At 39.5% G+C, this 24805-nt stretch carries 26 protein-coding genes; all 26 read left to right on the forward strand.

The window, feature by feature from the left end:
• Window positions 1–18: 18 nt before the first annotated feature.
• Window positions 19–1020: a flagellar motor switch protein FliM gene (fliM, locus tag ACH0CI_RS03600; protein ID WP_335707562.1), complete on the forward strand. Its 1002-nt coding sequence runs from the start codon at window positions 19–21 to the stop codon at window positions 1018–1020.
• Complete coding sequence (gene fliY, locus ACH0CI_RS03605) at window positions 1010–2140, forward strand: flagellar motor switch phosphatase FliY (RefSeq protein ID WP_335707561.1); 1131 nt, start codon at window positions 1010–1012, stop codon at window positions 2138–2140. Before fliM ends, fliY begins: the two co-directional genes overlap by 11 nt.
• A 21-nt stretch (window positions 2141–2161) precedes the next feature.
• Window positions 2162–2524 (forward strand): response regulator, encoded by a 363-nt coding sequence (locus ACH0CI_RS03610; RefSeq protein WP_028411422.1) that lies wholly within the window; start codon window positions 2162–2164, stop codon window positions 2522–2524.
• 63 nt (window positions 2525–2587) lie between these two features.
• Entirely contained in the window at window positions 2588–3229 is a 642-nt protein-coding gene (locus ACH0CI_RS03615; protein WP_028411421.1) for a flagellar biosynthetic protein FliO, read from the forward strand.
• A complete protein-coding gene (fliP, locus tag ACH0CI_RS03620; RefSeq protein ID WP_028411420.1) occupies window positions 3222–3890 on the forward strand; it encodes a flagellar type III secretion system pore protein FliP in 669 nt (222 codons plus the stop codon). The genes ACH0CI_RS03615 and fliP overlap by 8 nt, the downstream gene beginning before the upstream one ends.
• A gap of 10 nt (window positions 3891–3900) precedes the next feature.
• Complete coding sequence (fliQ, locus tag ACH0CI_RS03625) at window positions 3901–4170, forward strand: flagellar biosynthesis protein FliQ (RefSeq protein WP_033579787.1); 270 nt, start codon at window positions 3901–3903, stop codon at window positions 4168–4170.
• Between the two features lie 2 nt (window positions 4171–4172).
• Window positions 4173–4949 carry a flagellar biosynthetic protein FliR gene (gene fliR, locus ACH0CI_RS03630; RefSeq protein ID WP_028411419.1) on the forward strand — a complete coding sequence of 259 codons (777 nt, stop codon included), beginning with the start codon at window positions 4173–4175 and terminating at the stop codon, window positions 4947–4949.
• Window positions 4950–4951: 2 nt separating this feature from the next.
• On the forward strand, window positions 4952–6034 hold the full coding sequence (gene flhB / locus ACH0CI_RS03635) for a flagellar biosynthesis protein FlhB (protein WP_033579789.1): 1083 nt from the start codon (window positions 4952–4954) through the stop codon (window positions 6032–6034).
• Window positions 6035–6064: 30 nt separating this feature from the next.
• Complete coding sequence (gene flhA, locus ACH0CI_RS03640; protein ID WP_033579790.1) at window positions 6065–8101, forward strand: flagellar biosynthesis protein FlhA; 2037 nt, start codon at window positions 6065–6067, stop codon at window positions 8099–8101.
• Window positions 8101–9198, forward strand: a complete 1098-nt coding sequence (gene flhF / locus ACH0CI_RS03645; RefSeq protein ID WP_406900878.1) for a flagellar biosynthesis GTPase FlhF — start codon at window positions 8101–8103, stop codon at window positions 9196–9198. The genes flhA and flhF overlap by 1 nt, the downstream gene beginning before the upstream one ends.
• The gene (locus tag ACH0CI_RS03650; protein WP_028411415.1) at window positions 9191–10060 is read left to right on the forward strand and encodes a MinD/ParA family protein; all 870 of its coding nucleotides are present in this window, start codon (window positions 9191–9193) and stop codon (window positions 10058–10060) included. Before flhF ends, ACH0CI_RS03650 begins: the two co-directional genes overlap by 8 nt.
• Window positions 10061–10069: 9 nt before the next feature.
• The gene (locus tag ACH0CI_RS03655; RefSeq protein ID WP_033579791.1) at window positions 10070–11113 is read left to right on the forward strand and encodes a protein-glutamate methylesterase/protein-glutamine glutaminase; all 1044 of its coding nucleotides are present in this window, start codon (window positions 10070–10072) and stop codon (window positions 11111–11113) included.
• A gap of 14 nt (window positions 11114–11127) precedes the next feature.
• Window positions 11128–13104, forward strand: coding sequence for a chemotaxis protein CheW (locus ACH0CI_RS03660; RefSeq protein WP_406900879.1), 1977 nt, complete (start codon window positions 11128–11130; stop codon window positions 13102–13104).
• Between the two features lie 30 nt (window positions 13105–13134).
• Window positions 13135–13563 carry a chemotaxis protein CheW gene (locus ACH0CI_RS03665; protein WP_014458457.1) on the forward strand — a complete coding sequence of 143 codons (429 nt, stop codon included), beginning with the start codon at window positions 13135–13137 and terminating at the stop codon, window positions 13561–13563.
• A gap of 50 nt (window positions 13564–13613) precedes the next feature.
• Entirely contained in the window at window positions 13614–14108 is a 495-nt protein-coding gene (locus ACH0CI_RS03670) for a chemotaxis protein CheD (protein WP_028411411.1), read from the forward strand.
• 56 nt (window positions 14109–14164) lie between these two features.
• Entirely contained in the window at window positions 14165–14926 is a 762-nt protein-coding gene (locus ACH0CI_RS03675) for a FliA/WhiG family RNA polymerase sigma factor (RefSeq protein WP_025750299.1), read from the forward strand.
• Between the two features lie 15 nt (window positions 14927–14941).
• Entirely contained in the window at window positions 14942–15469 is a 528-nt protein-coding gene (locus ACH0CI_RS03680; RefSeq protein ID WP_033579793.1) for a hypothetical protein, read from the forward strand.
• A gap of 158 nt (window positions 15470–15627) precedes the next feature.
• Window positions 15628–16347, forward strand: a complete 720-nt coding sequence (rpsB, locus tag ACH0CI_RS03685; RefSeq protein ID WP_013058850.1) for a 30S ribosomal protein S2 — start codon at window positions 15628–15630, stop codon at window positions 16345–16347.
• A gap of 107 nt (window positions 16348–16454) precedes the next feature.
• Window positions 16455–17336 (forward strand): translation elongation factor Ts, encoded by an 882-nt coding sequence (gene tsf / locus ACH0CI_RS03690; RefSeq protein WP_013058849.1) that lies wholly within the window; start codon window positions 16455–16457, stop codon window positions 17334–17336.
• Between the two features lie 76 nt (window positions 17337–17412).
• Complete coding sequence (gene pyrH / locus ACH0CI_RS03695; RefSeq protein ID WP_028411409.1) at window positions 17413–18135, forward strand: UMP kinase; 723 nt, start codon at window positions 17413–17415, stop codon at window positions 18133–18135.
• 2 nt (window positions 18136–18137) lie between these two features.
• On the forward strand, window positions 18138–18695 hold the full coding sequence (gene frr / locus ACH0CI_RS03700) for a ribosome recycling factor (protein WP_013058847.1): 558 nt from the start codon (window positions 18138–18140) through the stop codon (window positions 18693–18695).
• A 134-nt stretch (window positions 18696–18829) separates the two neighbouring features.
• Window positions 18830–19612 (forward strand): undecaprenyl pyrophosphate synthase, encoded by a 783-nt coding sequence (locus tag ACH0CI_RS03705; RefSeq protein ID WP_028411408.1) that lies wholly within the window; start codon window positions 18830–18832, stop codon window positions 19610–19612.
• A gap of 18 nt (window positions 19613–19630) precedes the next feature.
• Window positions 19631–20422 carry a phosphatidate cytidylyltransferase gene (locus ACH0CI_RS03710; protein ID WP_406900881.1) on the forward strand — a complete coding sequence of 264 codons (792 nt, stop codon included), beginning with the start codon at window positions 19631–19633 and terminating at the stop codon, window positions 20420–20422.
• 35 nt (window positions 20423–20457) lie between these two features.
• Window positions 20458–21606, forward strand: coding sequence for a 1-deoxy-D-xylulose-5-phosphate reductoisomerase (gene dxr, locus ACH0CI_RS03715; RefSeq protein ID WP_406900883.1), 1149 nt, complete (start codon window positions 20458–20460; stop codon window positions 21604–21606).
• 78 nt (window positions 21607–21684) lie between these two features.
• Window positions 21685–22944: an RIP metalloprotease RseP gene (gene rseP / locus ACH0CI_RS03720; RefSeq protein WP_406900884.1), complete on the forward strand. Its 1260-nt coding sequence runs from the start codon at window positions 21685–21687 to the stop codon at window positions 22942–22944.
• A gap of 104 nt (window positions 22945–23048) precedes the next feature.
• Window positions 23049–24746, forward strand: a complete 1698-nt coding sequence (locus tag ACH0CI_RS03725; RefSeq protein WP_028411404.1) for a proline--tRNA ligase — start codon at window positions 23049–23051, stop codon at window positions 24744–24746.
• The last annotated feature ends 59 nt before the right edge of the window (window positions 24747–24805 follow it).

The raw sequence follows: 24805 nt of genomic DNA on the forward strand, positions 1-24805 counted from the left end.
AAAAAGGGAGGGAAGCTAGTGGCTGGGGATGTATTATCACAAAATGAAATTGATGCCCTATTATCCGCGTTATCAACCGGAGAGATGGATGCGGATGAGCTAAAAAAGGAAAATAAAAAACAGCGTATTCGTACATATGATTTTAAACGCGCGCTGCGTTTTTCAAAAGATCAGATTCGCAGTTTGACGCGAATTCATGAAAATTATGCGCGCATGCTCATCAACGTCTTTTCGGCACAGCTTCGTAACGTTGTACAAGTGTCCGTTGTATCAGTGGATCAAATTCCGTATGAGGAGTTCATTCGCTCTGTTCCGAAAGTAACCATCTTAAATGTGATAGCTGTCCCTCCTTTAGAAGGGCATATCATTATGGAAGTCAATCCGAACATTGCCTATGCGATGCTTGACCGCTTGCTCGGGGGACAAGGCGAGAGCAGTGGGAAAATTAGTAACTTAACGGAGATTGAAACGAGCTTGGTTCGAAACTTGTTAGAGAAAACGTTAGACAGTATGAGAGAAGCTTGGAGTTCTATTGCGGAAATTGAACCTGAAACATCAGAGTTTGAAGTGAATCCTCAGTTTTTGCAGGTAATTTCACCAAATGAAATTGTCATCGTCATTTCATTAAACGTACAAATTGGAGATGAAACGGGCATGATCAATCTATGTATTCCGCACGTGACGCTTGAGCCGATTGTGTCCAAACTGTCCGTTCATTACTGGATGCAATCTTCGAAAAAAGAACCTAACGTACAAGAGGTTGAGCAGCTAAAGGAACAAATTAATGATGCGGAATTGCAGGTTTTAGCCGAGCTAGGAAAAGCGGATATTTCCATTGAAGATTTCCTAGCATTAGATGCGGGAGATGTTATTCGACTGCAAACAAGCGTTCATAATCCGTTAACTATTTACGTCGGAGAACAACCTAAATTTATTGCACAGCCTGGAAAAGTCAGTCGGAAAGTCGCTGTGCAAATTCTAGATGATGTTAAGAGGAGGAACGAAAGGAATGAACGATGACATGCTTTCGCAAGATGAAATTGATGCGTTGTTAAAAGGAACTTCTTCACTTGACGAGTTTTCAGAGCCGAATAAGTCAAGTCAAGTAGACGATTACTTTACGGAAATGGAAAAAGACGCGCTTGGCGAAATTGGAAATATTTCGTTTGGCAGTTCAGCAACAGCGTTATCGGCTTTATTGAATCAAAAAGTCGATATTACCACACCGTTTGTATCGCTCGTGTATAAAGAAGAGCTGACGGATGAATTTCCAAATCCTCATGTTGCTGTGCAAGTTCAGTACACAGAAGGCTTTTCTGGTACGAATTTGTTAGTTATTAAACATGAAGATGCAGCTGTTATTTCAGATTTGATGCTTGGTGGAACGGGAGAGAATCCGACGGAAATCATGGATGAAATTAAGCTGAGTGCAGTGCAGGAAGCGATGAATCAAATGATGGGTTCTGCAGCGACGTCTATGTCTACGGTATTTCAAAAGAAAATTGATATCTCTCCGCCGAGCTTAGATATTTTAAATATTCAAAAAGGAGAAGGTACAGAGCTGATTCCCCAAGATGACGTCTTTGTAAAAGTCTCTTTTAATTTGAAGGTAGGCACATTAATCGATTCCAATATTATGCAGCTGTTATCGATATCTTTTGCCAAAAGTTTGGTGGAAGAGCTCTTAGTTCCAAGCGCAGAAGGTACGGAAGCTTCTATTGAAAAAGAATCAGGTCTTAATGAAAAGCAAACAGAACAGCCAGCAGCTGAATACATACAGCATGAAGAAACACAGCAGGCAGAACCTGTTCATGTACCAGTTGATGTTCAGCCCGCATCGTTTTCAGAGTTCGAGCACGTGTCTTCTCCTCAAGGGGATTCACGAAATTTAGACATGCTGCTTGATATCCCGCTTCAAGTTACCGTGGAGCTTGGAAGGACTAAGCGAACGGTTCAAGAGATTTTAGCATTATCTTCTGGTGCAATCATTGAACTTGATAAACTAGCAGGCGAACCGGTAGATATCTTGATTAATAGCAAATTAATTGCAAAAGGTGAAGTGGTCGTCATTGACGAGAATTTTGGCGTTCGCGTAACTGATATTATTAGTCAAAGAGACCGTATTAACAAACTAAAGTAATGATTTTTAGGAGGAGTAGAGATGGGAAACCGAATTTTAATTGTAGATGATGCTGCATTCATGCGCATGATGATTAAAGATATTTTAACGAAAAATGGATATGAAGTAGTAGCCGAAGCGGCAGACGGCCAGCAGGCTGTAGAGTTATTTAAAGAGCATACACCAGATCTTGTCACAATGGATATTACGATGCCTGAAATGGATGGAATTACGGCCTTAAAAGAAATTAAAAACATAAAAAGTGATGCCAAGGTGATCATGTGTTCAGCGATGGGACAGCAGGCAATGGTGATTGATGCCATTCAAGCAGGGGCAAAAGATTTTATCGTTAAGCCGTTTCAAGCAGATCGTGTATTAGAGGCAATTTCAAAAGCAATTGGATAAACAACAGATTGGCGGGACTTTCCCGCTAATCTTACACTATGTTGAAGTAAGAGGTGGCAGACATTGCTGCGAAAGTTCGTAATTGTTGCGCTGTTAATAAGCGTATTAGCAGGATCAAATCAAATCGTCTATGCAGAAAGTGGATCTGCATCGGTAAAAGAATGTTTGGAGAAAACGGAGAAGTGTTCAGAGAGTGAGAGTACTGATTCAAAAGAAAAAACTGAACTCCAGGCGACGCCTGCGCTTTCAGCTGGAGATATCGTGAAGATGATATTCGCGTTTTTACTTGTAATTGGGCTGCTTTTTGCGCTCTTAAAATTTGTAAATAAAAAAGGAAGGCTGCTACAAAAAAATAAAGTCGTACAAAACTTGGGTGGTACAAATGTTGGAAGCAGCAAGTCTGTACAAGTAGTCAAAGTTGGAAATCAGCTTTTTGTTATTGGAGTCGGTGAAAATGTGCAGCTTCTTTCAGAAATTACAGGGCAAGAGAAACAGCAGCTGCTTACGCAGTATGAGGAACAACAGAAAAACGAGGGCGAATATAAAGTCGTACTACCGTCTTTTTTAGAAAAATTCACTTCTAAAAAAGAAGAGAAATCTAGTCATTCTTTTCAGCAGCTTTTTCAGCGAGAAATGAATGAAATGAAAATAAAAAGACAAAACGCACTGAAAGAGTTAGAAAGGAACAAAAAGAACGATGAATGAAGTTATGAATCTCTTTAACTCGAGCAGTCCTACAAATATTTCAACTTCTGTCCAGCTTTTGTTGCTGCTGACGGTGTTTTCAGTAGCTCCTGGGATTTTAATCATGATGACCTGCTTTACACGAATTGTCATTGTGCTTTCATTTGTACGTACGTCGCTTGGGACACAGCAAATGCCTCCTAATCAAGTATTAGTTGGTTTATCGCTGTTTTTAACATTTTTTATTATGGCACCAACTTTTTCTCAGGTAAATGAACAGGCGCTTCAGCCGCTTTTAAAAGAAAAAATCACGTTGAATCAAGCCTATAAAAAAGCAGCTGAACCAATGAAAGAATTTATGAGTGCTCATACAAGACAAAAAGATTTAGCTCTTTTTTTAGAATATGCGGATATAGATAAACCATCCTCTGTTCAAGATATTCCCTTAACTGCGCTCGTTCCAGCTTATGCGATCAGTGAGCTAAAGACGGCATTTCAAATTGGATTTATGATTTTTATTCCTTTTCTCATTATCGATATGATTATAGCAAGCGTGCTGATGTCTATGGGAATGATGATGCTTCCTCCCGTTATGATTTCGCTCCCATTTAAAATTTTACTATTTGTACTGGTTGACGGCTGGAATTTAGTTGTTAAATCATTATTAATAAGTTTTCAATAGGTGATAGACAATGAATGGAGAATTTGTCATTTCGTTAGCAGAAAAAGGCGTGTATACGATTTTAATTGTATCTGGTCCTCTATTACTGCTGGCCCTTGTAGTTGGGCTCATTATTAGTATTTTTCAAGCAACTACCCAAATTCAAGAGCAAACTCTTGCTTTTGTTCCTAAGATTGTAGCGGTCTTAGTAGGGATTGTATTTTTTGGTCCGTGGATGTTATCGAAAATGATTTCATTTACATATGAAATTTTTGCAAATCTGTATCGGTACGTAGGATAGCTATGAGTCAGTTGATCTTATCCTATCCCGCGTTTTTACTAGTACTAGTGCGGGTAACGTCTTTTTTCATCACTGTTCCGCTATTTTCATACAAAACGATTCCCGCAGTTCATAAGGTAGGTTTGTCTGCCTCGCTATCCGTCATTATTGCGACAACGATTGATTTACCCGTCGTTTCGTTAGATGCACAGTTTGTACTTTTAGTAGTAAAAGAATGTGCTGTTGGGTTGTTTATTGGTTTGACTGCGTATGTATTTATTATGGCTATTCAAATCGCCGGAGGTCTCATCGATTTTCAAATTGGGTTTGCCATTGCCAATGTAATAGACCCGCAGACAGGGGCGCAAAGTCCGATACTAGGTCAATATTTATATGTATTTGCTCTTCTATTTTTATTATCGACCAATGGGCATCATTTATTAATAGATGGCATTTATAATAGTTATTTAATTATTCCGTTAGACAAAGTAGCTTTCCCTGTGGGAAGCCAAGCATTTGCTACACACATCATAACTGTTTTTTCATCGATGTTTTTAGTAGCCGTTCAAATGTCTTTGCCTTTGGTTGGTTCATTATTTTTAGTCGATATCGCGCTTGGCATCGTCGCGAGAACGGTTCCGCAGTTAAATATTTTCGTAGTTGGATTTCCGGTGAAAATCATCGTTGCTTTTATTTTACTAATTGTAGTGATGGGGAGCATGTTTTATATGATGCAAATCATATTTGAACAAATGATAGAAGCGATGCGCGCGATGATCCGCATATTAGGAGGGGTGTAGCTTTGTTTTTAGTAAAAGTTGATTTGCAATTTTTTGCAGGAGAAAAAACGGAAAAAGCTACACCTAAAAAAAAGCAGGACTCTCGAAAAAAAGGACAGGTAGCTAAAAGTCAAGACGTTACCACTGCGCTCATTCTTTTAATGGTTTTTCTTTATTTTTTGTTTGGAGCCAAACAATTTTTACAGCAAATGATGAAGCTGTTAAGAGAAGCTTTTCAAACGTATATGCTTGAGGAAGTGACGGCAGAGCGCGTATTTGCGATGTTTAAGCATCTTCTTCCTTCAATTGCTCTTGCAGCGGGTCCTGTCATGCTCGCAGCTTTTGTTGCTGCGCTCGGAGCGAATTATATGCAGGTTGGCATTCTTTTTTCCACGGAGTCCCTTCAGCCTAAGTTAGAAAAGATTAACCCTATTAGCGGAGCCAAACGAATTTTTGCCATGAGAGCGCTGGTAGAACTAATCAAGTCAACGCTGAAAATTATGTGTATCGGAGCCGTCACGTTTTTTATCTTATGGATTCACATAGAAGATGTATTAAATTTATCTCAAAAAAGTATAGGGGACTCGCTGGTTGTTCTGTCTAAGCTTGTTTTTCAAATGGGACTTGCAGCTTCGCTTATGCTTTTATTTTTATCGCTGCTTGATTATTTGTACCAAAAGTTTGATTTCGAGAAAAATATTCGAATGTCAAAGCAAGATATCAAAGATGAGCATAAAAACATTGAAGGAGATCCTCTAATCAAATCAAAAATAAAGCAAAAGCAGCGTGAAATGGCAATGTCTCGCATGATGCAAGAAGTTCCAAAAGCAGATGTCGTCATTACAAACCCTACTCATTATGCCATTGCTTTAAAATATGATGAAGAAAAAATGGATGCTCCCTATGTTGTAGCCAGCGGCGTAGATTTTATTGCTCAAAAGATCAAAGGAATTGCCAAAAGTCATGAAATTATCATGGTAGAGAACCGCCCGCTGGCAAGAGCGCTTTTTGATCAAACCAAAGTAGGGGATGCGGTTCCAGAAGAGTTTTTTAAAGCGGTGGCTGAAATATTAGCTTACGTATACCGCATTCAAAATAAAATGTAACGTTACGCTATTGTAAGGAGAGAAAAATTAATGTCTGCAAGAGAACTGCCAGTTGTTATAGGTGTTGTACTCATTATCGTTATGCTTGTTATTCCGTTGCCTTCATGGTTATTAAGTATTTTAATCATGATTAACATTTCTCTTGCGCTGCTTGTACTGCTCGTTTCCATGAACATGAAAGAACCTTTAGAGCTATCGGTGTTTCCGTCTTTGCTGCTGGTTCTTACGCTGTTTCGATTAGGTTTGAACGTATCGACAACCCGTTCAATTTTAGGAACAGGAGAAGCAGGCGGAGTAGTGGAAACATTTGGCCACTTCGTGATTGGTGGAAATCCGTTAGTGGGGTTTGTTGTCTTTATTATTTTAATTATCATTCAGTTTCTCGTTATTACAAAAGGAGCGGAGCGTGTTTCTGAAGTAGCCGCACGTTTTACCTTGGATGCGATGCCAGGGAAACAAATGAGCATTGATGCAGATTTAAATGCAGGTATGATTTCAGAAAAACAAGCAATTGACCGCCGTGAAAAAATTCAGCGCGAAGCAGATTTTTACGGAGCAATGGATGGAGCTAGTAAATTCGTCAAAGGTGATGCCATTGCAGGGATTGTCATTACCCTTATTAACATCTTGTTTGGAATTATTATCGGCATGCTGCAAATGGGAATGTCCATCACTGAAGCATCCCAAACGTTTACTTTGTTAACAGTAGGCGATGGATTAGTGAGTCAAATTCCAGCCCTCATGATTTCAACAGCGACAGGAATTATCGTCACGAGAGCTGCTTCAACAGGCAATTTGAGCGAAGATATTACACGGCAGCTGTTTGCTTTTCCCGTTATGCTTTATGTAACTGGAGGAACAATTGCCGCTCTTGGTTTAATCACGCCAATTAATGATGTCATTACAATGCCTATTGCTATTTTATTAGGGGTGGGAGGCTATTATTTGTCTCAGGCTAAAAATCAGGCGGTTCGTGAAGAAATGGCCCCTACTGAAGAAGAGCTAGAAGACAATGAAATGAAAAGTCCAGAGAGTGTTGTCAATCTATTAAGCGTTGATCCGATTGAATTTGAATTTGGATATGCATTAATTCCGCTTGCTGATACGAATCAAGGAGGCGATTTACTCGATCGAATTGTTATGATTAGGCGCCAGCTGGCACTTGAGCTAGGATTAGTCATTCCAGTTGTTCGTATCAGAGATAACATTCAGCTTCAGCCCAACGAATACTGTCTTAAAATAAAGGGCAATGAAGTGGCGAAAGGGGAGCTGCTGCTCGATCACTACTTAGCAATCAGTCCCGGAATGGATGATGAGTTGATTGAAGGAATTGATACGTTAGAACCAGCTTTTAAAATGCCTGCGAAATGGATTAGCGAGTCGGTGAAGGAGCAGGCTGAGATGTTTGGGTATACCGTTGTGGACCCACCGTCGGTTGTGTCTACGCACATAACAGAAGTTATAAAATCGTATGCGCATGAGCTGATTGGAAGGCAGGAGACAAAGCAACTAATTGATCACACAAAAGAAACGTATCCTATTTTAATTGAGGAAGTAACGCCTAATCCGCTTTCCGTTGGAGACATTCAAAGGGTACTGGCAAAACTTTTAAAAGAGAGCGTCTCAATTCGAAATTTACCCATTATTTTTGAGGTGCTGGCCGACTACGGAAAAATGACGTCAGACACCGATTTGTTAACTGAATATGTCAGGCAAGGACTTGCAAGGCAAATTACCAGTCAATATACGGTCCAAGAAGGTCTGCTTCGAGTTCTTACCCTTTCAGGAAAAGTTGAAAAAACGATGGCGGAAGCTGTTCAACAAACGGAGCATGGGAACTATTTATCACTAGACCCTAACGTTTCACAAGCTATTGTGGAAAGTATAGCTAAGCAAATAGAAACACTTTCTTTTCAAGAACAGTCTCCAATTGTGTTATGTTCTCCTGCAGTGAGGATGTACGTGCGTCAAATCACTGAGCGGTATTTTCCTCATATGGCGGTTTTATCATATAACGAGTTAGAAGCAAATGTTGAAGTTCAAAGTGTTGGAGTGGTGGATATCTGATGAAAGTAAAAAAATATTTAGTAGAATCTATGCCGCAAGCTATGAAAGCCATTCGTTCAGATTTAGGTGAGGAAGCGGTTATTTTACATTCGAAACAAATTCGAACAGGAGGTTTTCTTGGCTTATTTACTAAGGCGAAAATAGAAGTATTGGCAGCTGTCGATCCCGTAGAAAAGCTGAGCGTAAAGAAGAACTCAGCGCCGCCAGAACCCAGTATGGAAGATAATCAATCTTTTATGAAGCAGCAGCTTAGTGAGTTAAATACTCTTGTCTCACAAATGAGTCAAATGCCAAAGGTTTCTTCAGGTTCATATCCAAAAGTAGTGGAAGATGTGCTTGCTTATTTGCGTTTGCAAGAAATAGACGAAGCTATTTTAGAAAACTTGGAGGCTCCTATGCTAGAGTACTACTACTTACATCGCCCTAACTCAAACCAACTCATGAAGTGGACGAAAAACTGGTTTACCAATCAGTTTAAAGCAAGTGAATGGAGCGGTCCTTTCAAAAAATATGTAAATGTAGTAGGGCCAACAGGTGTCGGTAAAACAACCACTCTTGCTAAATTGGCTGCAAAGTGTGTCCTAGAACAAAATCAAAAAATAGCATTTATCACAACGGACACCTATAGAATTTCAGCGATTGAGCAGCTCAAGACGTACGCTTCGATCTTAAATGCGCCTTTAACGATTTGCTATAACGGAGAAGATTTTAAAAAAGCTTTGCTGGAAACAAAAGCATACGATGTGATTTTTATTGACACAGCAGGCCGTAACTTTTTAGAACCGCAATATGTAAATGATTTAAAGAAAATTATTACGTTTCAAGAAGATTTGCAAACGTTTCTTGTTCTAGCACTAACGTCAAAAGCATCAGATATGAAAGCTATATATGAACGTTTTTCTAGTCTCCCTGTTAATCAACTGATTTTTACGAAGCGAGATGAAACAACTCACAAAGGCTCGCTTTTAAATATGTTGTATCGTTACGACCAACGAGCTGCTTTTACAACAAACGGGCAGGATGTACCAGAAGATGTTTCGTCATTTAAAATAGAAGAGTTTATCGACGATGTGTTTGGAGATTGGAAAGATGAATGATCAAGCAGCAGTTTTAAGAGAAAAAGTGTTAAAGAAACATCAAAACTCTTTAAGGAATTGTAAAACGATAGCCGTGTTAAGCGGAAAAGGAGGAGTTGGAAAGTCGAATCTATCATTAAACTTATCTCTTGCGCTAACGAAGCAAAAGCAAAGAGTTCTTCTTTTTGACATGGATATAGGGATGGGAAATATTGATATTTTGATTGGACAAACTGCTTCCTATACGATGGTTGATTTGCTAGAAAAAAAGCTTTCCATCCAGCAAATTATTAAAAAAGGTCCTGAAGATTTAGCTTATGTGGCTGGTGGAACGGGAATTTCCTCTGTATTTGAATGGTCTCCATCGGACCTTGCTCATTTAATACAAGAATTGAGTTCTTTGACAAATCAATACGATTACATGATTTTTGATATGGGAGCGGGCATGTCAGAGAGTGTGCTTAAGTTTTTAAAAGCTGTAGATGAAATGATCGTGGTCACAACACCCGAACCTACATCTATCACAGATGCTTACGCTGCTATTAAGCTAGCAGCTTCCTATTCTGTATCAGCACCGGTTCGTCTTATTATTAACAAAACGCTTTCTGACAAAGAAGGAAATGAGACGTATGAACGATTTAACCGAGCTGTTCAGCAGTTTTTGAACATATCTATTTCTCTATTAGGTATTGTGCCAAACGATCAAGCTGTCCAGAAAGCGGTCAATCGCCAAATGCCTTTTTTGCTTCAAAACCCAACATCTAAAGCAAGTGTATCACTAATAGAAATGGTGAATATTCTTATTCCTCAAGACAATAGGATAACGGCTAAAAACGAGGGAATGTTTATTCGGCGCCTCAAACGATTTTTTCTTGAAAGGTAGGAAATGAGAGTGAATGAAATAAAGGTGCTTATTGTAGATGATTCTGCATTTATGCGAAAGCTAATCGGCGATTTTTTAGCATGTGACAGTCGTTTTCACGTTGTGGGTACCGCACGTAACGGTGAAGAAGGGTTGAAAAAAGCGCTCGAGCTGTCGCCAGACATTGTGACACTTGATATCGAAATGCCTAAAATGAATGGCTTAGATATGTTAAAGCAGCTTATGCGTGTGAAGCCCCTTCCTGTTGTCATGTTATCGAGTACAACAATAGAAGGTGCTGAAAATACGCTGACCGCTATGCAGTACGGCGCAGTTGATTTTGTTGCTAAACCTTCGGGAGCTATTTCGCTGGACTTACATAAAGTGAAAGATGAGCTTATCTCTAAACTATTGCTTGCTAGTAAAGCCAACATATCTTCAAGCAGTCATCAGCACGTGCAAAACAGAAGTGTATATAACCTCCCGATGGGGACGAAAGTGAACAAAATGATTTGTATTGGCACTTCTACTGGAGGACCGCGTGCGCTGCAAGAAGTATTATCAACTGTTTCAAAAGACATACACGCACCTATTTTTATTGTGCAACATATGCCTCCAAACTTCACAAAATCATTAGCGGTTAGACTAGATCAGCTAGCTGATATTGAAGTGAAAGAAGCACAAGACAATGAAATCGCGCGCTCAGGATGTGCGTACATTGCGCCTGGAGGTTTTCATATGACGGTTGTAGAGAAAGAAGGACAGCTCAGCATTTGTTTAGACACTTCTTCACCTGTAAAGGGACATCGCCCCTCAGTGGATCGTTTGTTTCAGTCGATTAGTAAAATTTCAGGTTATCAAAAACTTGCTATTGTGTTGACGGGAATGGGGGCGGATGGAACGGAAGGCATTATTGATTTAAAGAAAAATAAAGACGCGCTTATATTGGCTGAATCTAAAGAAACAGCTGTCATTTATGGGATGCCCAAATCAGCTGTTTCTACAAAGCTTGTTGATTATATTGAACCGCTGCGAAACGTTGGAAGCTTTATTTCTCGCTACGCACAGAAATAGGAGGGAAAGTTACGATGGATATGAATCAATATCTAGAAGTGTTTATTGAAGAAAGCAAGGAACATCTTCAAAACGTTAACGACCAGCTAATGCGTTTTGAAAAAAATACCGATGATCTTGGTTATGTAAATGAAATTTTTCGGTCTGCTCATACGTTAAAAGGTATGTCTGCAACAATGGGATTTGATGATTTAGCACAATTAACCCACAAAATGGAAAACGTGCTAGATGCCGTTCGAAATCATCAAACCGACGCTCACACGGAAGTTCTTGATGCTTTGTTTGAATCAGTCGATGCGCTAGAAATAATGGTTCAATCTATTTCTGAAGGCGGCGATGGTCAGCTTGATGTCAAATTGCTTGTTCAAAAGCTGCAGCGTATTGTAGCAGAGGAACCCGCAGCAGAGCATGCGGCTTGTTCTATTGAGTATGATGAGTTCGTACAAACGCTGCTCAGTCAAACAGCAGGGCAAGGATTTAATACGTTTGAAATAACCGTACAGCTCGAACGCACCTGTCTGTTAAAAGCTGCGCGTGCATATATGGTATTTGATGTGTTAGAGCAAGCGGGAGACGTCATTAAGTCAGCGCCAACTGTTCAAGATATCGAACAAGAAAAATTTGAATCATCTTTTATCGTTATATTAGTAACAAGCGAATCGCAAGAAAAGCTGAAGGCGAGCATTATGGAGGTCTCTGAAGTAGAAAGCGTGAAAATTTCTGCGCTCCCCATAAAAAAGGAGACAGAAATGCAGGAGCTTGTTTCACAAGAAGCAGCAGCTATACAGGAAGTTACTGTGTCAGCACCTTCTAAATCGCCTGTTGAAGAGAAAAGACAGCTCTCAAATAACAAGACGATTCGAGTCAATATTGACCGTTTGGACAGTCTCATGAACTTGTTTGAAGAACTAGTTATTGATAGAGGCAGGTTAGAACAAATATCAAAAGAATTGAATAATAGCGAATTAGACGAAACGGTAGAGCGGATGTCCCGTATTTCTGGAAATTTGCAAACGATTATTTTAAATATGCGTATGGTGCCTGTAGAAACCGTTTTTAATCGGTTTCCCCGTATGATGAGACAGCTTTCAAAAGATTTAGGGAAACAAATTGAACTTCAAATTGTCGGAGCTGATACAGAGTTGGACCGGACCGTCATTGATGAAATTGGAGATCCGCTTGTTCACTTATTAAGAAATGCCGTTGACCACGGAATTGAAATGCCTCAAGCACGCTTAAAGAACGGAAAGAATGAAAAGGGAACGATTCGCCTTAAAGCTTATCATAGCGGAAATCATGTCTTTATTGATTTAGAAGATGACGGGGCGGGCATCAATCGTGAAAAGGTATTGCAAAAAGCGTTAGATCGAGGAATTATCGATGGGGAAACTGCTGAAACGCTGACGGATAAACAAGTGTACGAGCTCATTTTCGCTTCGGGCTTTTCGACGGCTGAACAAATTTCAGATGTTTCCGGACGAGGAGTAGGTCTAGATGTCGTGAAAAACACGATTGAATCGCTAGGGGGTTCTGTAACGATCGATTCTAACGAAGGATACGGTTCGCGTTTTGCTATTCAACTGCCGCTCACTCTGTCTATCATTTCTGCTTTACTCGTGCAAATGAGTGAAGAGCGCTATGCCTTGCCGCTTTCTTCGATTATTGAAACAGCTATTGTTCAGCCGAAAGAGGTCATGCATGTACATGGTCAAAAGGTTATTGACTTTCGAGGAGCCATTATTCCTCTTATTGATTTAAAAGAACTATTTACTGTGCCTAACTCGGTACAAAGAGATCATTATTCCGTCGTTATTGTGAAAAAAGGAGAAAAGACCGCCGGGCTAATTGTTGATTCTTTTATCGGTCAGCAGGAAATTGTTTTAAAATCTTTAGGTCATTATCTGCCGGGTGTATTTGCTATTTCAGGAGCCACGATTTTAGGCGATGGACAAGTAGCACTTATCATTGATTGCAACGCTTTGATCAAATAACAAATGCTGTAAAAAGAAAGGGAGAAAGGCATGAAAATTATTGTGTTTCAATTGGGGGACGAGGAGTACGGAATTTCAGTAGAAGAAGTGCAATCGATTGAAAAGATTCAGCACATAACACGCGTTCCTGGAGTAAAAGAATATGTAAAAGGTGTTATTAATCTTCGCGGTGTTATTACACCGATTATTGATTTGCGCACTCGTTTTAACTTACAAGAACAGCTTAACCATGAGCTGACACGTATTATTATGGTTCGTCTTAATGATGTAGAAGCAGGTTTGATTGTGGATGCGGCAAATGATGTAGTAGACATTGATGAAAAAACGATTGCTTCAGTGCCTGAAACAGTTGAAGGAACAGCTGTAGAATACTTGAACGGAGTTGTTAAAGTAGATAGCCGTTTAATTGTTCTTCTAAATTTACCTAAAGTGCTCTCTTTAGAAGACCACCTCCAGTGAGCCAAGCGAATAATGGATATCACGCTGAAGTTTGTAGGAGTTGAAGAATCGTGAGAGATGATAAACAAGTGATTAAGGTAGGAATTGCCGAGATGAATGTTACACATGCACCCGCAGTGCTTCGAACAGCGGGATTAGGGTCATGTGTAGGAGTTGTCGTTTACGACTCTGTTCACTCAGTAGCTGGGCTCGCTCATGTAATGCTTCCCGATTCAAGCGGGGCTAAATGTCCTTTTAATAGAGCTAAATATGCAGATACAGCCATTTTTGATTTGATAAATATGTTGATTAAACAAGGTGCACATAGAAGATTATTAAAAGCAAAAATAGCAGGGGGCGCACAGATGTTTCAATTTGAACCAAGAAATGATGTGATGCGAATTGGCCTTCGAAATGTTCAAGCAGTGGAGAGAGAACTGCATAGAAACAGTGTAGAAATTGCAGCAAAAGCTACAGGAGGACACAACGGACGCACAATTGAATTTGATCCTCAAACGGCTATTTTAAAGGTTCGTACGATTAATGAAGGGATAAAAACGATATAAAGCGCGCTCTGACCGTTGACCGTTTAATAGCGCTATAAAAAGGAGTTGAAAGACCCTTGAAAAGTATACAAGAAGTTGAAGAACATAAAATTTGGCAGGAATGGATAGAGACGAGAGACTCCCATGCGGGAAACATGCTTGTTAAAAAGTATATGCCGCTTGTTAACTATCACGTTCAGCGGATTAGTGTAGGGCTGCCGAAGAATATTCATAAAGAAGAGCTTCGTAGTTTAGGATTAATCGGCCTTTACGATGCTTTGGAAAAGTTTGATTACGGTAGAGACTTAAAGTTTGATACATATGCGTCTTTTCGAATTCGAGGGGCGATAATAGACGGGCTTCGTAAAGAAGATTGGTTATCAAGAAGCGCAAGGGAAAAGACGAAAAGAATTGAGCAAGCAACAGAAGCACTTGAACAAAGATACTTGCGCAGAGTTGCACCAAGTGAGGTTGCAAAAGAAGTAGGCATGACAGAAGCAGATGTTGTTCATACAATGAATGAAGGCTTCTTAGCTAACGTTTTGTCAATGGAAGAACAGCCAAAAGAGTATGAAGATGGAGAGCAAAAATACACGATTAAAGATGAAAAAACGCTCTCTCCTGAAGAGGAGCTAATTAACGACGAACGATATCAAGAGCTCGCTGAAGTTATCGAGCAGCTAAATGAAAAAGAGCAGCTTGTTGTTTCATTATTTTATAAAGAGGAGTTGACTTTCACAGAGATCGCGCAGCTGTTAGGGCTATCCACTTCACGCATTTCTCAAATTCATTCGAAAGCGCTGTTTAAAATGCGTACGAGTTTAAGCAAAATAATTTAACAAAGAGGTAAAGTGATGGGGTTTTTACTCACAGTTAGTTTTTTAATTCATGGTCTATCACTGTTTTGCATTATTCTTTTATATATGCAAGTGACCAAAGTGAAAAGGATTGAACGCTTGCACCAGCAAAATATAAATAAAATGGAAGCTGCAATGAGTTCATATCTCGCTGAATTTCAGGAACAAAACGAGCAGTTTTTACGGCAGCTTCGTGAGCGTTCAACTTCGCTTTCTTCCGAAATGGAAGAAAGCAGCGCCAAATCACCTTTGGTAGATGAAGAAGACGTGCCTGTTCAAAGGGTGGATCTAAAAAGTGAGCCTTCCCAGTCGCTGCATGAACTTCTCTCTATAGAAGAAAATCAGAAACATATAAGCACATCTTTTGATGAATTAACTACAGACCAAATTCAAGATTTGTCAGGTGAAGAGATAAAAGAATTTTCCGTTTATTTAAAGGGAAAAGGTTTAACAATTGAAGAAATTGCAAAACATTTACACAGAGGGAAAACTGAAATTGAATTATTATTGAAATTTCATCAATAAACTTAATGAAACGCTTGCTTGTGAAAAAGGAGTATGCTATATTAGTTTTTGGTGTTATTACACACGCTTGTTGATTCGGTTGATGGTGCTACTTTTTGTAGTTTCGGCTGAAGATGATATAAGCGGAGGAGACTTAAAACCATTAGGAGGAAAAACACATGTCAGTAATTTCAATGAAACAATTACTAGAAGCTGGTGTACATTTCGGTCACCAAACTCGCCGTTGGAACCCAAAAATGAAGAAATATATCTTCACTGAGCGTAACGGCATCTACATTATCGATCTTCAAAAAACAGTTAAGAAAGTAGAAGAAGCGTACAAATTCGTTAAAGAATTAGCTGCAGACGGCGGTACTGTTTTATTCGTAGGTACGAAAAAACAAGCTCAAGATTCTGTTAAAGAAGAAGCAGCTCGCGCTGGTATGTACTTTGTTAACCAACGTTGGTTAGGTGGTACATTAACTAACTTCTCAACTATCCAAAAACGTATCAAACGTTTAAAAGATATCGAAAAAATGCAAGAAGACGGTACTTTCGAAGTACTACCTAAGAAAGAAGTAGTTCAACTTAAAAAAGAGTTAGAGCGTCTTGAAAAATTCTTAGGCGGCATTAAAGATATGAAACAACTTCCAGATGCATTATTCATCATTGACCCTCGTAAAGAGCGTATTGCAGTAGCGGAAGCTAAAAAATTACACATTCCAATCGTTGGTATCGTAGACACTAACTGTGATCCAGACGAAATTGATTATGTAATCCCTGCAAACGATGATGCAATTCGTGCTGTTAAACTTTTAACTTCTAAAGTTGCTGATGCTATTCTAGAAGCTAAACAAGGTGAAGAAACAGCAGTTGAAACTGAAACAACTACTGCTTAATTCCGTGAAAGGTGATAAGAGGGAATAGCCTTTTATCACCTTTTTTTGAAAAGATTTAACCCATTTATATACATTAATTACATACCCAAACAAGGAGGCTACACATTATGGCAATTACTGCTCAAATGGTAAAAGAACTACGTGAAAAAACAGGCGCTGGTATGATGGATTGTAAAAAAGCGTTAACTGAAACTAACGGTGATATGGAGCAAGCAATCGATTTCTTACGTGAAAAAGGTATTGCAAAAGCTGCTAAAAAATCAGACCGTATTGCTGCTGAAGGTCTAACTTACATCGAAACTCAAGGTAACGAAGCTGTTATCTTAGAAGTTAACTCTGAAACTGATTTCGTTGCGAAAAACGAAGGTTTCCAAAAATTAACAAAAGAATTAGCTGCTCACATCTTAGCTAACAAACCAGCTGACGCTGCTGAAGCTGCTACTCAAAAAATGGAAAACGGTGCAACTGTTGAAGAACACATCAACTCTGCAATCGCTACAATCGGAGAAAAATTATCTCTACGTCGTTTCGCTGTAGCAACAAAAACTGATGCTGATGCATTCGGTGCTTACCTACATGCTGGCGGACGTATCGGTGTGTTAACAGTATTATCTGGTACAACTGAAGAAGCTGTTGCAAAAGACGTTGCTATGCACATCGCTGCAATCAACCCTAAATACATCTCTCGTGACCAGGTTTCTGCTGAAGAAACTGAGCGTGAGCGCGAAGTATTGACTCAACAAGCATTAAACGAAGGCAAACCAGAAAAAATCGTTGCAAAAATGGTTGAAGGTCGCCTTGGCAAATTCTTTGAAGATATTTGCTTACTTGATCAAACATTTGTTAAAAATCCTGATCAAAAAGTACGTCAGTTCGTTGAGAGCAAAGGCGCTACTGTTGAAAGCTTCGTTCGTTTTGAAGTAGGAGAAGGTATTGAGAAACGTCAAGACAACTTCGCTGAAGAAGTAATGAACCAAGTTAAAAAGTAAGGGTTTGACCGTATAGGGAACACTGTGTGTTCCCTTTTTTACAAAAGAGATCTCACCGTTAACGATGGAGGTAAGCATGAGTCAAGCAAAATATAATCGTATCGTATTAAAGTTAAGTGGAGAAGCATTAGCTGGTGAAGATGGTTTTGGTATTAACCCATCCATCATCAAATCTGTTGCTGAACAAGTAAAAGCCGTTTATGAATTAGGTGTGGAAATTGCTGTAGTCGTTGGTGGTGGAAACATTTGGCGTGGTAAAATTGGTAGTGAAATGGGTATGGATCGTGCAGCTGCTGATTATATGGGAATGCTAGCAACAGTAATGAACTCGCTGGCTCTTCAAGATAGCTTAGAGAACATTGGTGTGCAAACACGAGTTCAGACTTCTATCGAGATGAGACAAGTAGCAGAGCCTTATATTAGAAGAAAAGCTGTTCGACATCTTGAGAAAAAACGCGTTGTTATTTTCGCTGCGGGTACAGGAAACCCTTATTTCTCTACAGATACAACAGCAGCTTTGCGTGCAGCTGAAATCGAAGCTGACGTTATCTTAATGGCTAAAAACAACGTAGATGGCGTTTATAATGCAGATCCTAAGCTTGTACCTGATGCTGTAAAATATGAAACATTAACATATATTGATGTTTTAAAAGATGGACTAGCTGTTATGGATTCTACAGCTTCTTCATTATGTATGGACAACGATATTCCGCTAATTGTTTTCTCAATTACGGAAGAAGGCAATATTAAACGTGCCGTTACAGGCGAAAACATTGGAACAATTGTAAAGGGGAAATAAACATGCCAAAACAAGTGTTGCAAAACGCAAAAGAAAGAATGGAAAAAGCAATTCAATCATTTAGCCGCGAACTAGCATCAATTCGCGCTGGACGTGCAAGCGCGTCACTTCTTGACCGCGTAACGGTAGAATACTACGGTGCACCAACACCGATTAACCAATTGGCGCAAGTAAGCGTACCGGAAGCTCGTATGCTTGTTATTCAGCCTTATGACAAATCACAAATTGGTGAAGTCGAAAAAGCTATTTTAAAATCTGATTTAGGATTAACACCTACAAGCGATGGAACTATTATCCGTTTATCGATTCCTGCTTTAACGGAAGAGCGTCGTCGTGAGTTAGTGAAAATGGTTAAAAAATATGCTGAAGAAGCAAAAGTTGCGGTTCGTAACGTACGCCGTGATGCAAACGATGATTTCAAAAAGTTAGAGAAAAAAGGTGAAATTACTGAAGACGATCTACGCGGCTACAGTGATGACATTCAAAAACTAACAGATGACCATATCGTAAAAGTGGATAAAGTGGCAAAAGATAAAGAAGAAGAAATTATGGCAGTTTAAGTCATTTCAAGGTAAAATATATTGTAAAAGACCCTCTATTGTTTACAGGGGGTTTTTTTGTTAATAATGTGTAGTAAGAAAAAACTCACATAAGCTACACGTTTATGTGAGAGCGTACAACGGGGGACCTTTGCATGTTAAGAAAATTTCAAGCATGGAAGAAAAGTCAAGATTTAAATACACTGTCTTTGTCAGAACGAAAAGATCAAGTGAAACAGCACCCTGTTCCTGAACATATTGCAATTATTATGGATGGGAACGGTCGTTGGGCGCAAAAACGAGCTCTTCCTCGCATGATGGGCCATCATGAAGGAATGAAAGTAGTACGTCATGTGACCAGACTGGCCAATGAATTAGGTGTTAAAGTATTAACTTTATATGCATTTTCCACTGAAAATTGGAAGCGCCCCAAAACTGAAGTTGAGTTTTTAATGAAACTGCCAGAGGAATTTTTAACAACCTTTTTGCCTGAGCTAATTGAAAAAAATGTGCAAGTTCGTATTATGGGAGATAAAAGTGAGCTCCCTGCCCATACGATTCGAGCCGTGGATAAGGCAATTGAAAAAACAAAGCATAACACGGGGATGATTTTAAACTTCGCGCTTAATTACGGTAGCCGTCACGAAATTGTGGGCGCTATTCGGTCATTGGCAGAAGATGTAGAACAGGGAAAAGTGGCTTCCTCTTCTATTTCAGAAAATTTATTTTCTTCCTATTTAATGAGCAAAAGCCTTCCAGATCCGGATTTGCTTATTCGCACAAGTGGTGAGCTTCGCTTAAGTAACTTTATGCTTTGGCAGCTAGCGTACACAGAGTTTTGGTTTACAAAAGTATTATGGCCAGATTTTAAAGAAAATCATTTAATCGAAGCAGTCGAGGCGTTTCAAAAGCGCGGTCGCCGCTTTGGTGGTGTATAAGAAGGTGTGGAAAACAAAATGAAACAGCGCATTATCACCGCGATTGTAGCACTTGCGGTATTTGTGCCGATTGTTTTAATTGGAGGGTTACCTTTTACCCTTATCATGTATGTGATCGGAACAGTTGGTGTAATTGAGCTTTTAAAAATGAAACATTTGAAAGCAATGTCTTTTCCAAGTATCATTAGTTTATTGCTAACTTGGGTGTTTTTACTACCAAACGGAAGAGATGTTGCATTTCAATTCGTAAGTGAACATAAGATAGAAGTAGCGCTTGCTGCTGTCCTTCTTTTATTAATGTACACGGTTGTAGTTAAAAATAAATTTACCTTCGATGACGTTGGGTTTATTTTATTAACAACAGTATATGTTGGCTTTGGCTTTCATTATTTTATCGAGGTTCGTCAAGAGTTCGGGTTAGCTTATTTGTTCTTTGCTTTCCTTATTATTTGGGCGACGGATTCCGGAGCTTATTTTATTGGACGAGCAATGGGGAAACGAAAGCTATGGCCGGAAATCAGTCCCAATAAAACAATTGAAGGTTTTGTTGGTGGCGTCGTATGCGCTATTATAGTAGCCATTGTATTTAAGCTGTTAGCAAATATTGATCAAACTATGATCGAGCTACTTGTAATTGGTATTATCGTATCGTTATTTGGACAGATGGGTGATCTTGTACAATCAGCGTTCAAACGTCACTATGGCGTAAAAGATTCAGGGAAAATTTTACCGGGTCATGGTGGGATTTTAGACCGTTTTGACAGTTTAATGTTCATCATGCCAATTTTAGCTTTTTTATTATCTCTATAAAAAAGATGTCTTTGTTTTAATAGGAGTGAATATACTTGAAGAAAATTTCCTTGTTAGGAGCTACAGGTTCAATCGGTACTCAAACCGTTGATATTGTTCGAGCGCATCCTGAGCATTTTGAGCTCTCAGCAATCTCTGTAGGTCGAAATATTAACGAAGCAAGAAAGATTATTCAGCAGTGTAAGCCAGCCCTTGTTTCTGTAATGAAGAAAGAAGATTGTCTGTCACTGCAAGCAGAATTCCCTTCTATTCGATTTGTTTATGGAGAAGAAGGACTTGTGGAAGTAGCAACTCATCCTTCTACAGAAGTGTTGGTAAACGCTGTTCTTGGAAGTGTAGGGTTGACTCCTACGCTAGAAGCAATCAAAATGAGAAAAACAATTGCTATTGCAAATAAGGAGACACTTGTTACCGCTGGTCACCTTGTCATGGAAGCAGCCAAGGAATATGGCGCTGATATTTTACCGGTAGACAGTGAGCATTCAGCTATTTTTCAAAGTTTGCAAGGGCAAGATCAAAAAGCAATAGACCGTTTAATTTTAACGGCTTCTGGAGGGAGCTTTCGAGATAAGACGAGAGCAGCACTACAGGGAGTAACGGTTGAAGATGCGTTAAATCATCCAAACTGGTCAATGGGAGCTAAAATTACAATTGATTCGGCAACGATGATGAATAAGGGACTAGAAGTGATTGAAGCACATTGGCTTTTTGATCTTCCCTATGAGAAAATTGATGTATTGTTACATAAGGAAAGCATCATTCATTCTATGGTAGAGTATTCTGATACAAGCGTTATTGCTCAGCTTGGAACGCCCGATATGCGCGTGCCAATTCAATACGCGTTAACGTATCCAAGACGCATGTCTTTGCCTGACACCAAGCGTTTAAGTTTGGCGGATATTGGTCAGCTTCACTTCGCTAAAATGGATGAAGAGCGTTTTCGCTGTTTAGCTTTTGCATTTGAGGCTGGCAAAGCGGGTGGAACACTTCCGACTGTTTTAAATGCAGCTAATGAAGAAGCTGTTCAAGCCTTTCTAGATGGTCACATTACATTTTTACAAATTGAAGATGTGATTGAAAAAGCAATGAATGAACATACTGTAATACAGAAACCTTGTTTATCTACTATTAAAGAAGTAGATTTAGAAGCAAGAGAGTTTGTTAGATCCGCCATCTCTCGATAATGTGCGTGCGAGAGAAGCCACTCCCTTATTTTTGGTGGGTGGAGGTTTGACTCTATTACATGAAGGGGGTAATACCCATTGAACACAGTCATTGCGTTTGTCGTCATTTTTGGAGCTCTTGTATTCTTTCATGAGCTTGGTCATTTAGTTTTTGCAAAGCGTGCAGGCATCTTATGCCGTGAGTTTGCCATTGGGTTTGGTCCCAAAATCTTTTCATTTAAACGAGATGAAACAGTTTATACCATTCGCTTACTGCCTCTAGGTGGATTTGTTCGAATGGCTGGAGAAGACCCGGAAATGATTGAAGTTAAGCCTGGTCAAATGGTGGGCCTCATATTTGATAAGGAAGGCAAAGTAAATAAAGTCATTATTAATAACAAGGAACAGCATCCAAATGCAAAAGTTATTGAGGTAGAGCAAGCAGACTTAGAGCATAATCTATTTATTTCAGGTTATGAAGAAGGTGAAGATGAACATCTGCAAAAATTCGAGGTAGCAGAAGAATCTTACTTTGTTATGGACGGAGAAGACATTCAAATTGCACCTTACAGCCGTCAGTTTGCTTCCAAAACTCTTGGTCAGCGTGCGCTAGCCATTTTCGCTGGTCCGCTAATGAACTTTATATTAGCCTTTGTTATTTTTATCGTTCTTGGGATTTCTCAAGGATATGTTGTTGACAAACCTGTGATGGGCAAATTAACATCAGATGGAGTAGCCGTTGATGCGGGACTTAAACAAGGAGATAAAGTTCAAGCAATTGATGGACAAAGTGTTTCAACGTGGGATGATGTCGTAAAAGTAATTCAAAAACATCCTGAACAGCAAATTACATTCACGGTTCAGCGCGGCGGCAAAACCCTAGATATTCCAATTACACCTGAAAGCCGCAAGGTTGGGGAACAGACAATTGGATTAATTGGCGTATATGCACCGGTTGAAAAGTCATTCATTGGTTCGATCACGCACGGAGCTACTGAAACATATACGTGGATGAAAGAAATTTTAACGGGCCTTGGGAAGCTTGTGACAGGACAGTTCAAACTGGATATGCTTTCTGGTCCTGTAGGTATTTACGCAGCAACCGATCAAGTAGCACAGTCAGGCATTTATTACCTAATGAAATGGGCAGCCGTTTTAAGTATTAACTTAGGAATTGTTAATTTGCTTCCACTTCCTGCTTTAGATGGAGGACGACTGTTATTCTTCGCTGTAGAAGGAATTCGCGGTAAGCCAATTGATCGTCAAAAAGAAGGGATTGTTCATTTTATCGGTTTTGCTTTATTAATGCTGCTGATGCTCGTTGTAACGTGGAACGATATTCAAAAGTTCTTTTTATAGGACATACGCTCAGCGAGGGATATTCCCTCGCTGATTATATGAAAATTGCGGCATGGTCCGCCTTAAAAAATAAGATAGAGAAGTAAGCAAAGAGGTGCGAGGTTATGAGACAAAGTTCTACATTGATTCCTACATTAAGAGAAGTGCCAGCTGATGCGGATATAAAAAGCCATCAGCTTCTATTGCGCGCAGGTTATATGCGTCAAAATGCAAGCGGCGTGTACAGCTTTTTACCGCTTGGTAAGCGTGTATTGCAAAAAGTTGAACAAATTGTTCGTGAAGAGATGGACCGTGCAGGTTCTGTCGAATTATTGATGCCTGCTTTACAACAAGCTGAATTGTGGCAAGAGTCTGGCCGCTGGTATTCATATGGGCCTGAGTTAATGCGTATGAAAGATCGTCACGGCCGTGAATTTGCTTTGGGAGCAACACACGAAGAAGTTATCACAAGCTTGCTTCGTGACGAAGTGAAGTCATACAAACGTTTACCACTAAATTTATATCAAATTCAAACGAAGTTCCGTGATGAAAAACGTCCACGCTTTGGCTTATTACGCGGTCGTGAATTTATTATGAAAGATGCATATTCGTTTCATGCTTCTCAAGAAAGTTTAGATGAAGTGTATGATAAAATGTTTGCTGCCTACAGCCGCATCTTTGAGCGCTGCGGATTAAATTTCCGTGCGGTTATCGCTGATTCAGGTGCAATGGGCGGAAAAGATACGCATGAATTTATGGTTCTTTCTGAAATCGGCGAAGATACAATTGCTTATTCAGATACATCTTCTTATGCAGCAAATGTTGAAATGGCACCGGTTGTAAATACGTATGAAAAATCAGATGAAGCTGAAAAAGAATTAACAAAGGTGGAAACACCAAATCAGCATAGCATTGAAGACGTAGCTGCTTTCTTAAATGTTGAAGCGACTTCTTGTATCAAGTCCCTTTTATTTAAAGTAGATGATCGTTTTGTGCTTGTACTTGTTCGCGGGGATCACGAAGTAAACGATATTAAAGTGAAAAACTATTTTGAAGCTTCCGTCGTTGAACTGGCAACTCCAGAAGAAACAAAAGAAGCATTAAAATGCGCAGTTGGTTCAGTAGGACCGATTGGTGTAAGTGATTCAGTAGAAGTGGTAGCTGATCATGCGGTAAAAGCAATCGTTAACGGTGTATGCGGAGCAAATGAAGAAGGTTATCACTATACAAATGTGAATGAACGTAACTTTAATGCAACTTACGAAGATTTCCGCTTCATCCAAGAAGGAGATCAGTCACCGGATGGACAAGGTGTTATTAAGTTCGCTAAAGGTATTGAAGTCGGACATGTCTTTAAGCTAGGAACTCGCTACAGTGAAGCGATGGGAGCAACGTATCTAGATGAGAACGGACGCAGCCAGCCAATGATTATGGGTTGCTATGGTATCGGTGTTTCTCGTACAGTAGCTGCGATTGCAGAACAATTCAATGATGAAAACGGTCTTCTATGGCCAGAGGCTGTTACGCCTTATCAAGTGCACGTTATTCCAGTTAACGTGAAAAATGATGAACAGCGTGAACTAGGTGAGAAATTATATAATGAGTTATTAGATAATCGCTTTGAAGTGCTGTTAGATGACCGCCAAGAGCGTGCAGGAGTAAAATTTGCAGATTCAGATTTAATTGGTCTTCCTGTTCGAGTAACAGTTGGTAAACGTGCATCTGAAGGAATTGTAGAAGTAAAAGTACGGAAAACTGGGGAGTCACTAGAAGTGTCAGTTGACAATCTTGTTTCAACAGTGAAAGAACTGCTAGCGAAGTAGTGAAGCAGCGGGGATTTGTATCCCTGCTGTTTTTATGTTTATAAACAGAACATATGACA

The sequence above is a fragment of the Priestia sp. 179-F W1.4 NHS genome (genome assembly GCF_045369295.1).
Classification (GTDB): Bacteria; Bacillota; Bacilli; order Bacillales; family Bacillaceae_H; genus Priestia; species Priestia zanthoxyli.

What these genes read in the sequence shown, in the direction of transcription:
- fliR (WP_028411419.1), top strand. Translation starts at nt 4,173, where the DNA reads ATGAGTCAGTTGATCTTATCCTATCCCGCGTTTTTACTAGTACTAGTG.
- fliP (WP_028411420.1), top strand. Translation starts at nt 3,222, where the DNA reads ATGAATGAAGTTATGAATCTCTTTAACTCGAGCAGTCCTACAAATATT.
- ACH0CI_RS03665 (WP_014458457.1), top strand. Translation starts at nt 13,135, where the DNA reads ATGAAAATTATTGTGTTTCAATTGGGGGACGAGGAGTACGGAATTTCA.
- ACH0CI_RS03650 (WP_028411415.1), top strand. Translation starts at nt 9,191, where the DNA reads ATGAATGATCAAGCAGCAGTTTTAAGAGAAAAAGTGTTAAAGAAACAT.
- ACH0CI_RS03710 (WP_406900881.1), top strand. Translation starts at nt 19,631, where the DNA reads ATGAAACAGCGCATTATCACCGCGATTGTAGCACTTGCGGTATTTGTG.
- fliY (WP_335707561.1), top strand. Translation starts at nt 1,010, where the DNA reads ATGAACGATGACATGCTTTCGCAAGATGAAATTGATGCGTTGTTAAAA.
- flhA (WP_033579790.1), top strand. Translation starts at nt 6,065, where the DNA reads ATGTCTGCAAGAGAACTGCCAGTTGTTATAGGTGTTGTACTCATTATC.
- tsf (WP_013058849.1), top strand. Translation starts at nt 16,455, where the DNA reads ATGGCAATTACTGCTCAAATGGTAAAAGAACTACGTGAAAAAACAGGC.
- rpsB (WP_013058850.1), top strand. Translation starts at nt 15,628, where the DNA reads ATGTCAGTAATTTCAATGAAACAATTACTAGAAGCTGGTGTACATTTC.
- ACH0CI_RS03725 (WP_028411404.1), top strand. Translation starts at nt 23,049, where the DNA reads ATGAGACAAAGTTCTACATTGATTCCTACATTAAGAGAAGTGCCAGCT.
- ACH0CI_RS03705 (WP_028411408.1), top strand. Translation starts at nt 18,830, where the DNA reads ATGTTAAGAAAATTTCAAGCATGGAAGAAAAGTCAAGATTTAAATACA.
- flhF (WP_406900878.1), top strand. Translation starts at nt 8,101, where the DNA reads ATGAAAGTAAAAAAATATTTAGTAGAATCTATGCCGCAAGCTATGAAA.
- ACH0CI_RS03610 (WP_028411422.1), top strand. Translation starts at nt 2,162, where the DNA reads ATGGGAAACCGAATTTTAATTGTAGATGATGCTGCATTCATGCGCATG.
- frr (WP_013058847.1), top strand. Translation starts at nt 18,138, where the DNA reads ATGCCAAAACAAGTGTTGCAAAACGCAAAAGAAAGAATGGAAAAAGCA.
- pyrH (WP_028411409.1), top strand. Translation starts at nt 17,413, where the DNA reads ATGAGTCAAGCAAAATATAATCGTATCGTATTAAAGTTAAGTGGAGAA.
- ACH0CI_RS03680 (WP_033579793.1), top strand. Translation starts at nt 14,942, where the DNA reads ATGGGGTTTTTACTCACAGTTAGTTTTTTAATTCATGGTCTATCACTG.
- fliQ (WP_033579787.1), top strand. Translation starts at nt 3,901, where the DNA reads ATGAATGGAGAATTTGTCATTTCGTTAGCAGAAAAAGGCGTGTATACG.
- ACH0CI_RS03660 (WP_406900879.1), top strand. Translation starts at nt 11,128, where the DNA reads ATGGATATGAATCAATATCTAGAAGTGTTTATTGAAGAAAGCAAGGAA.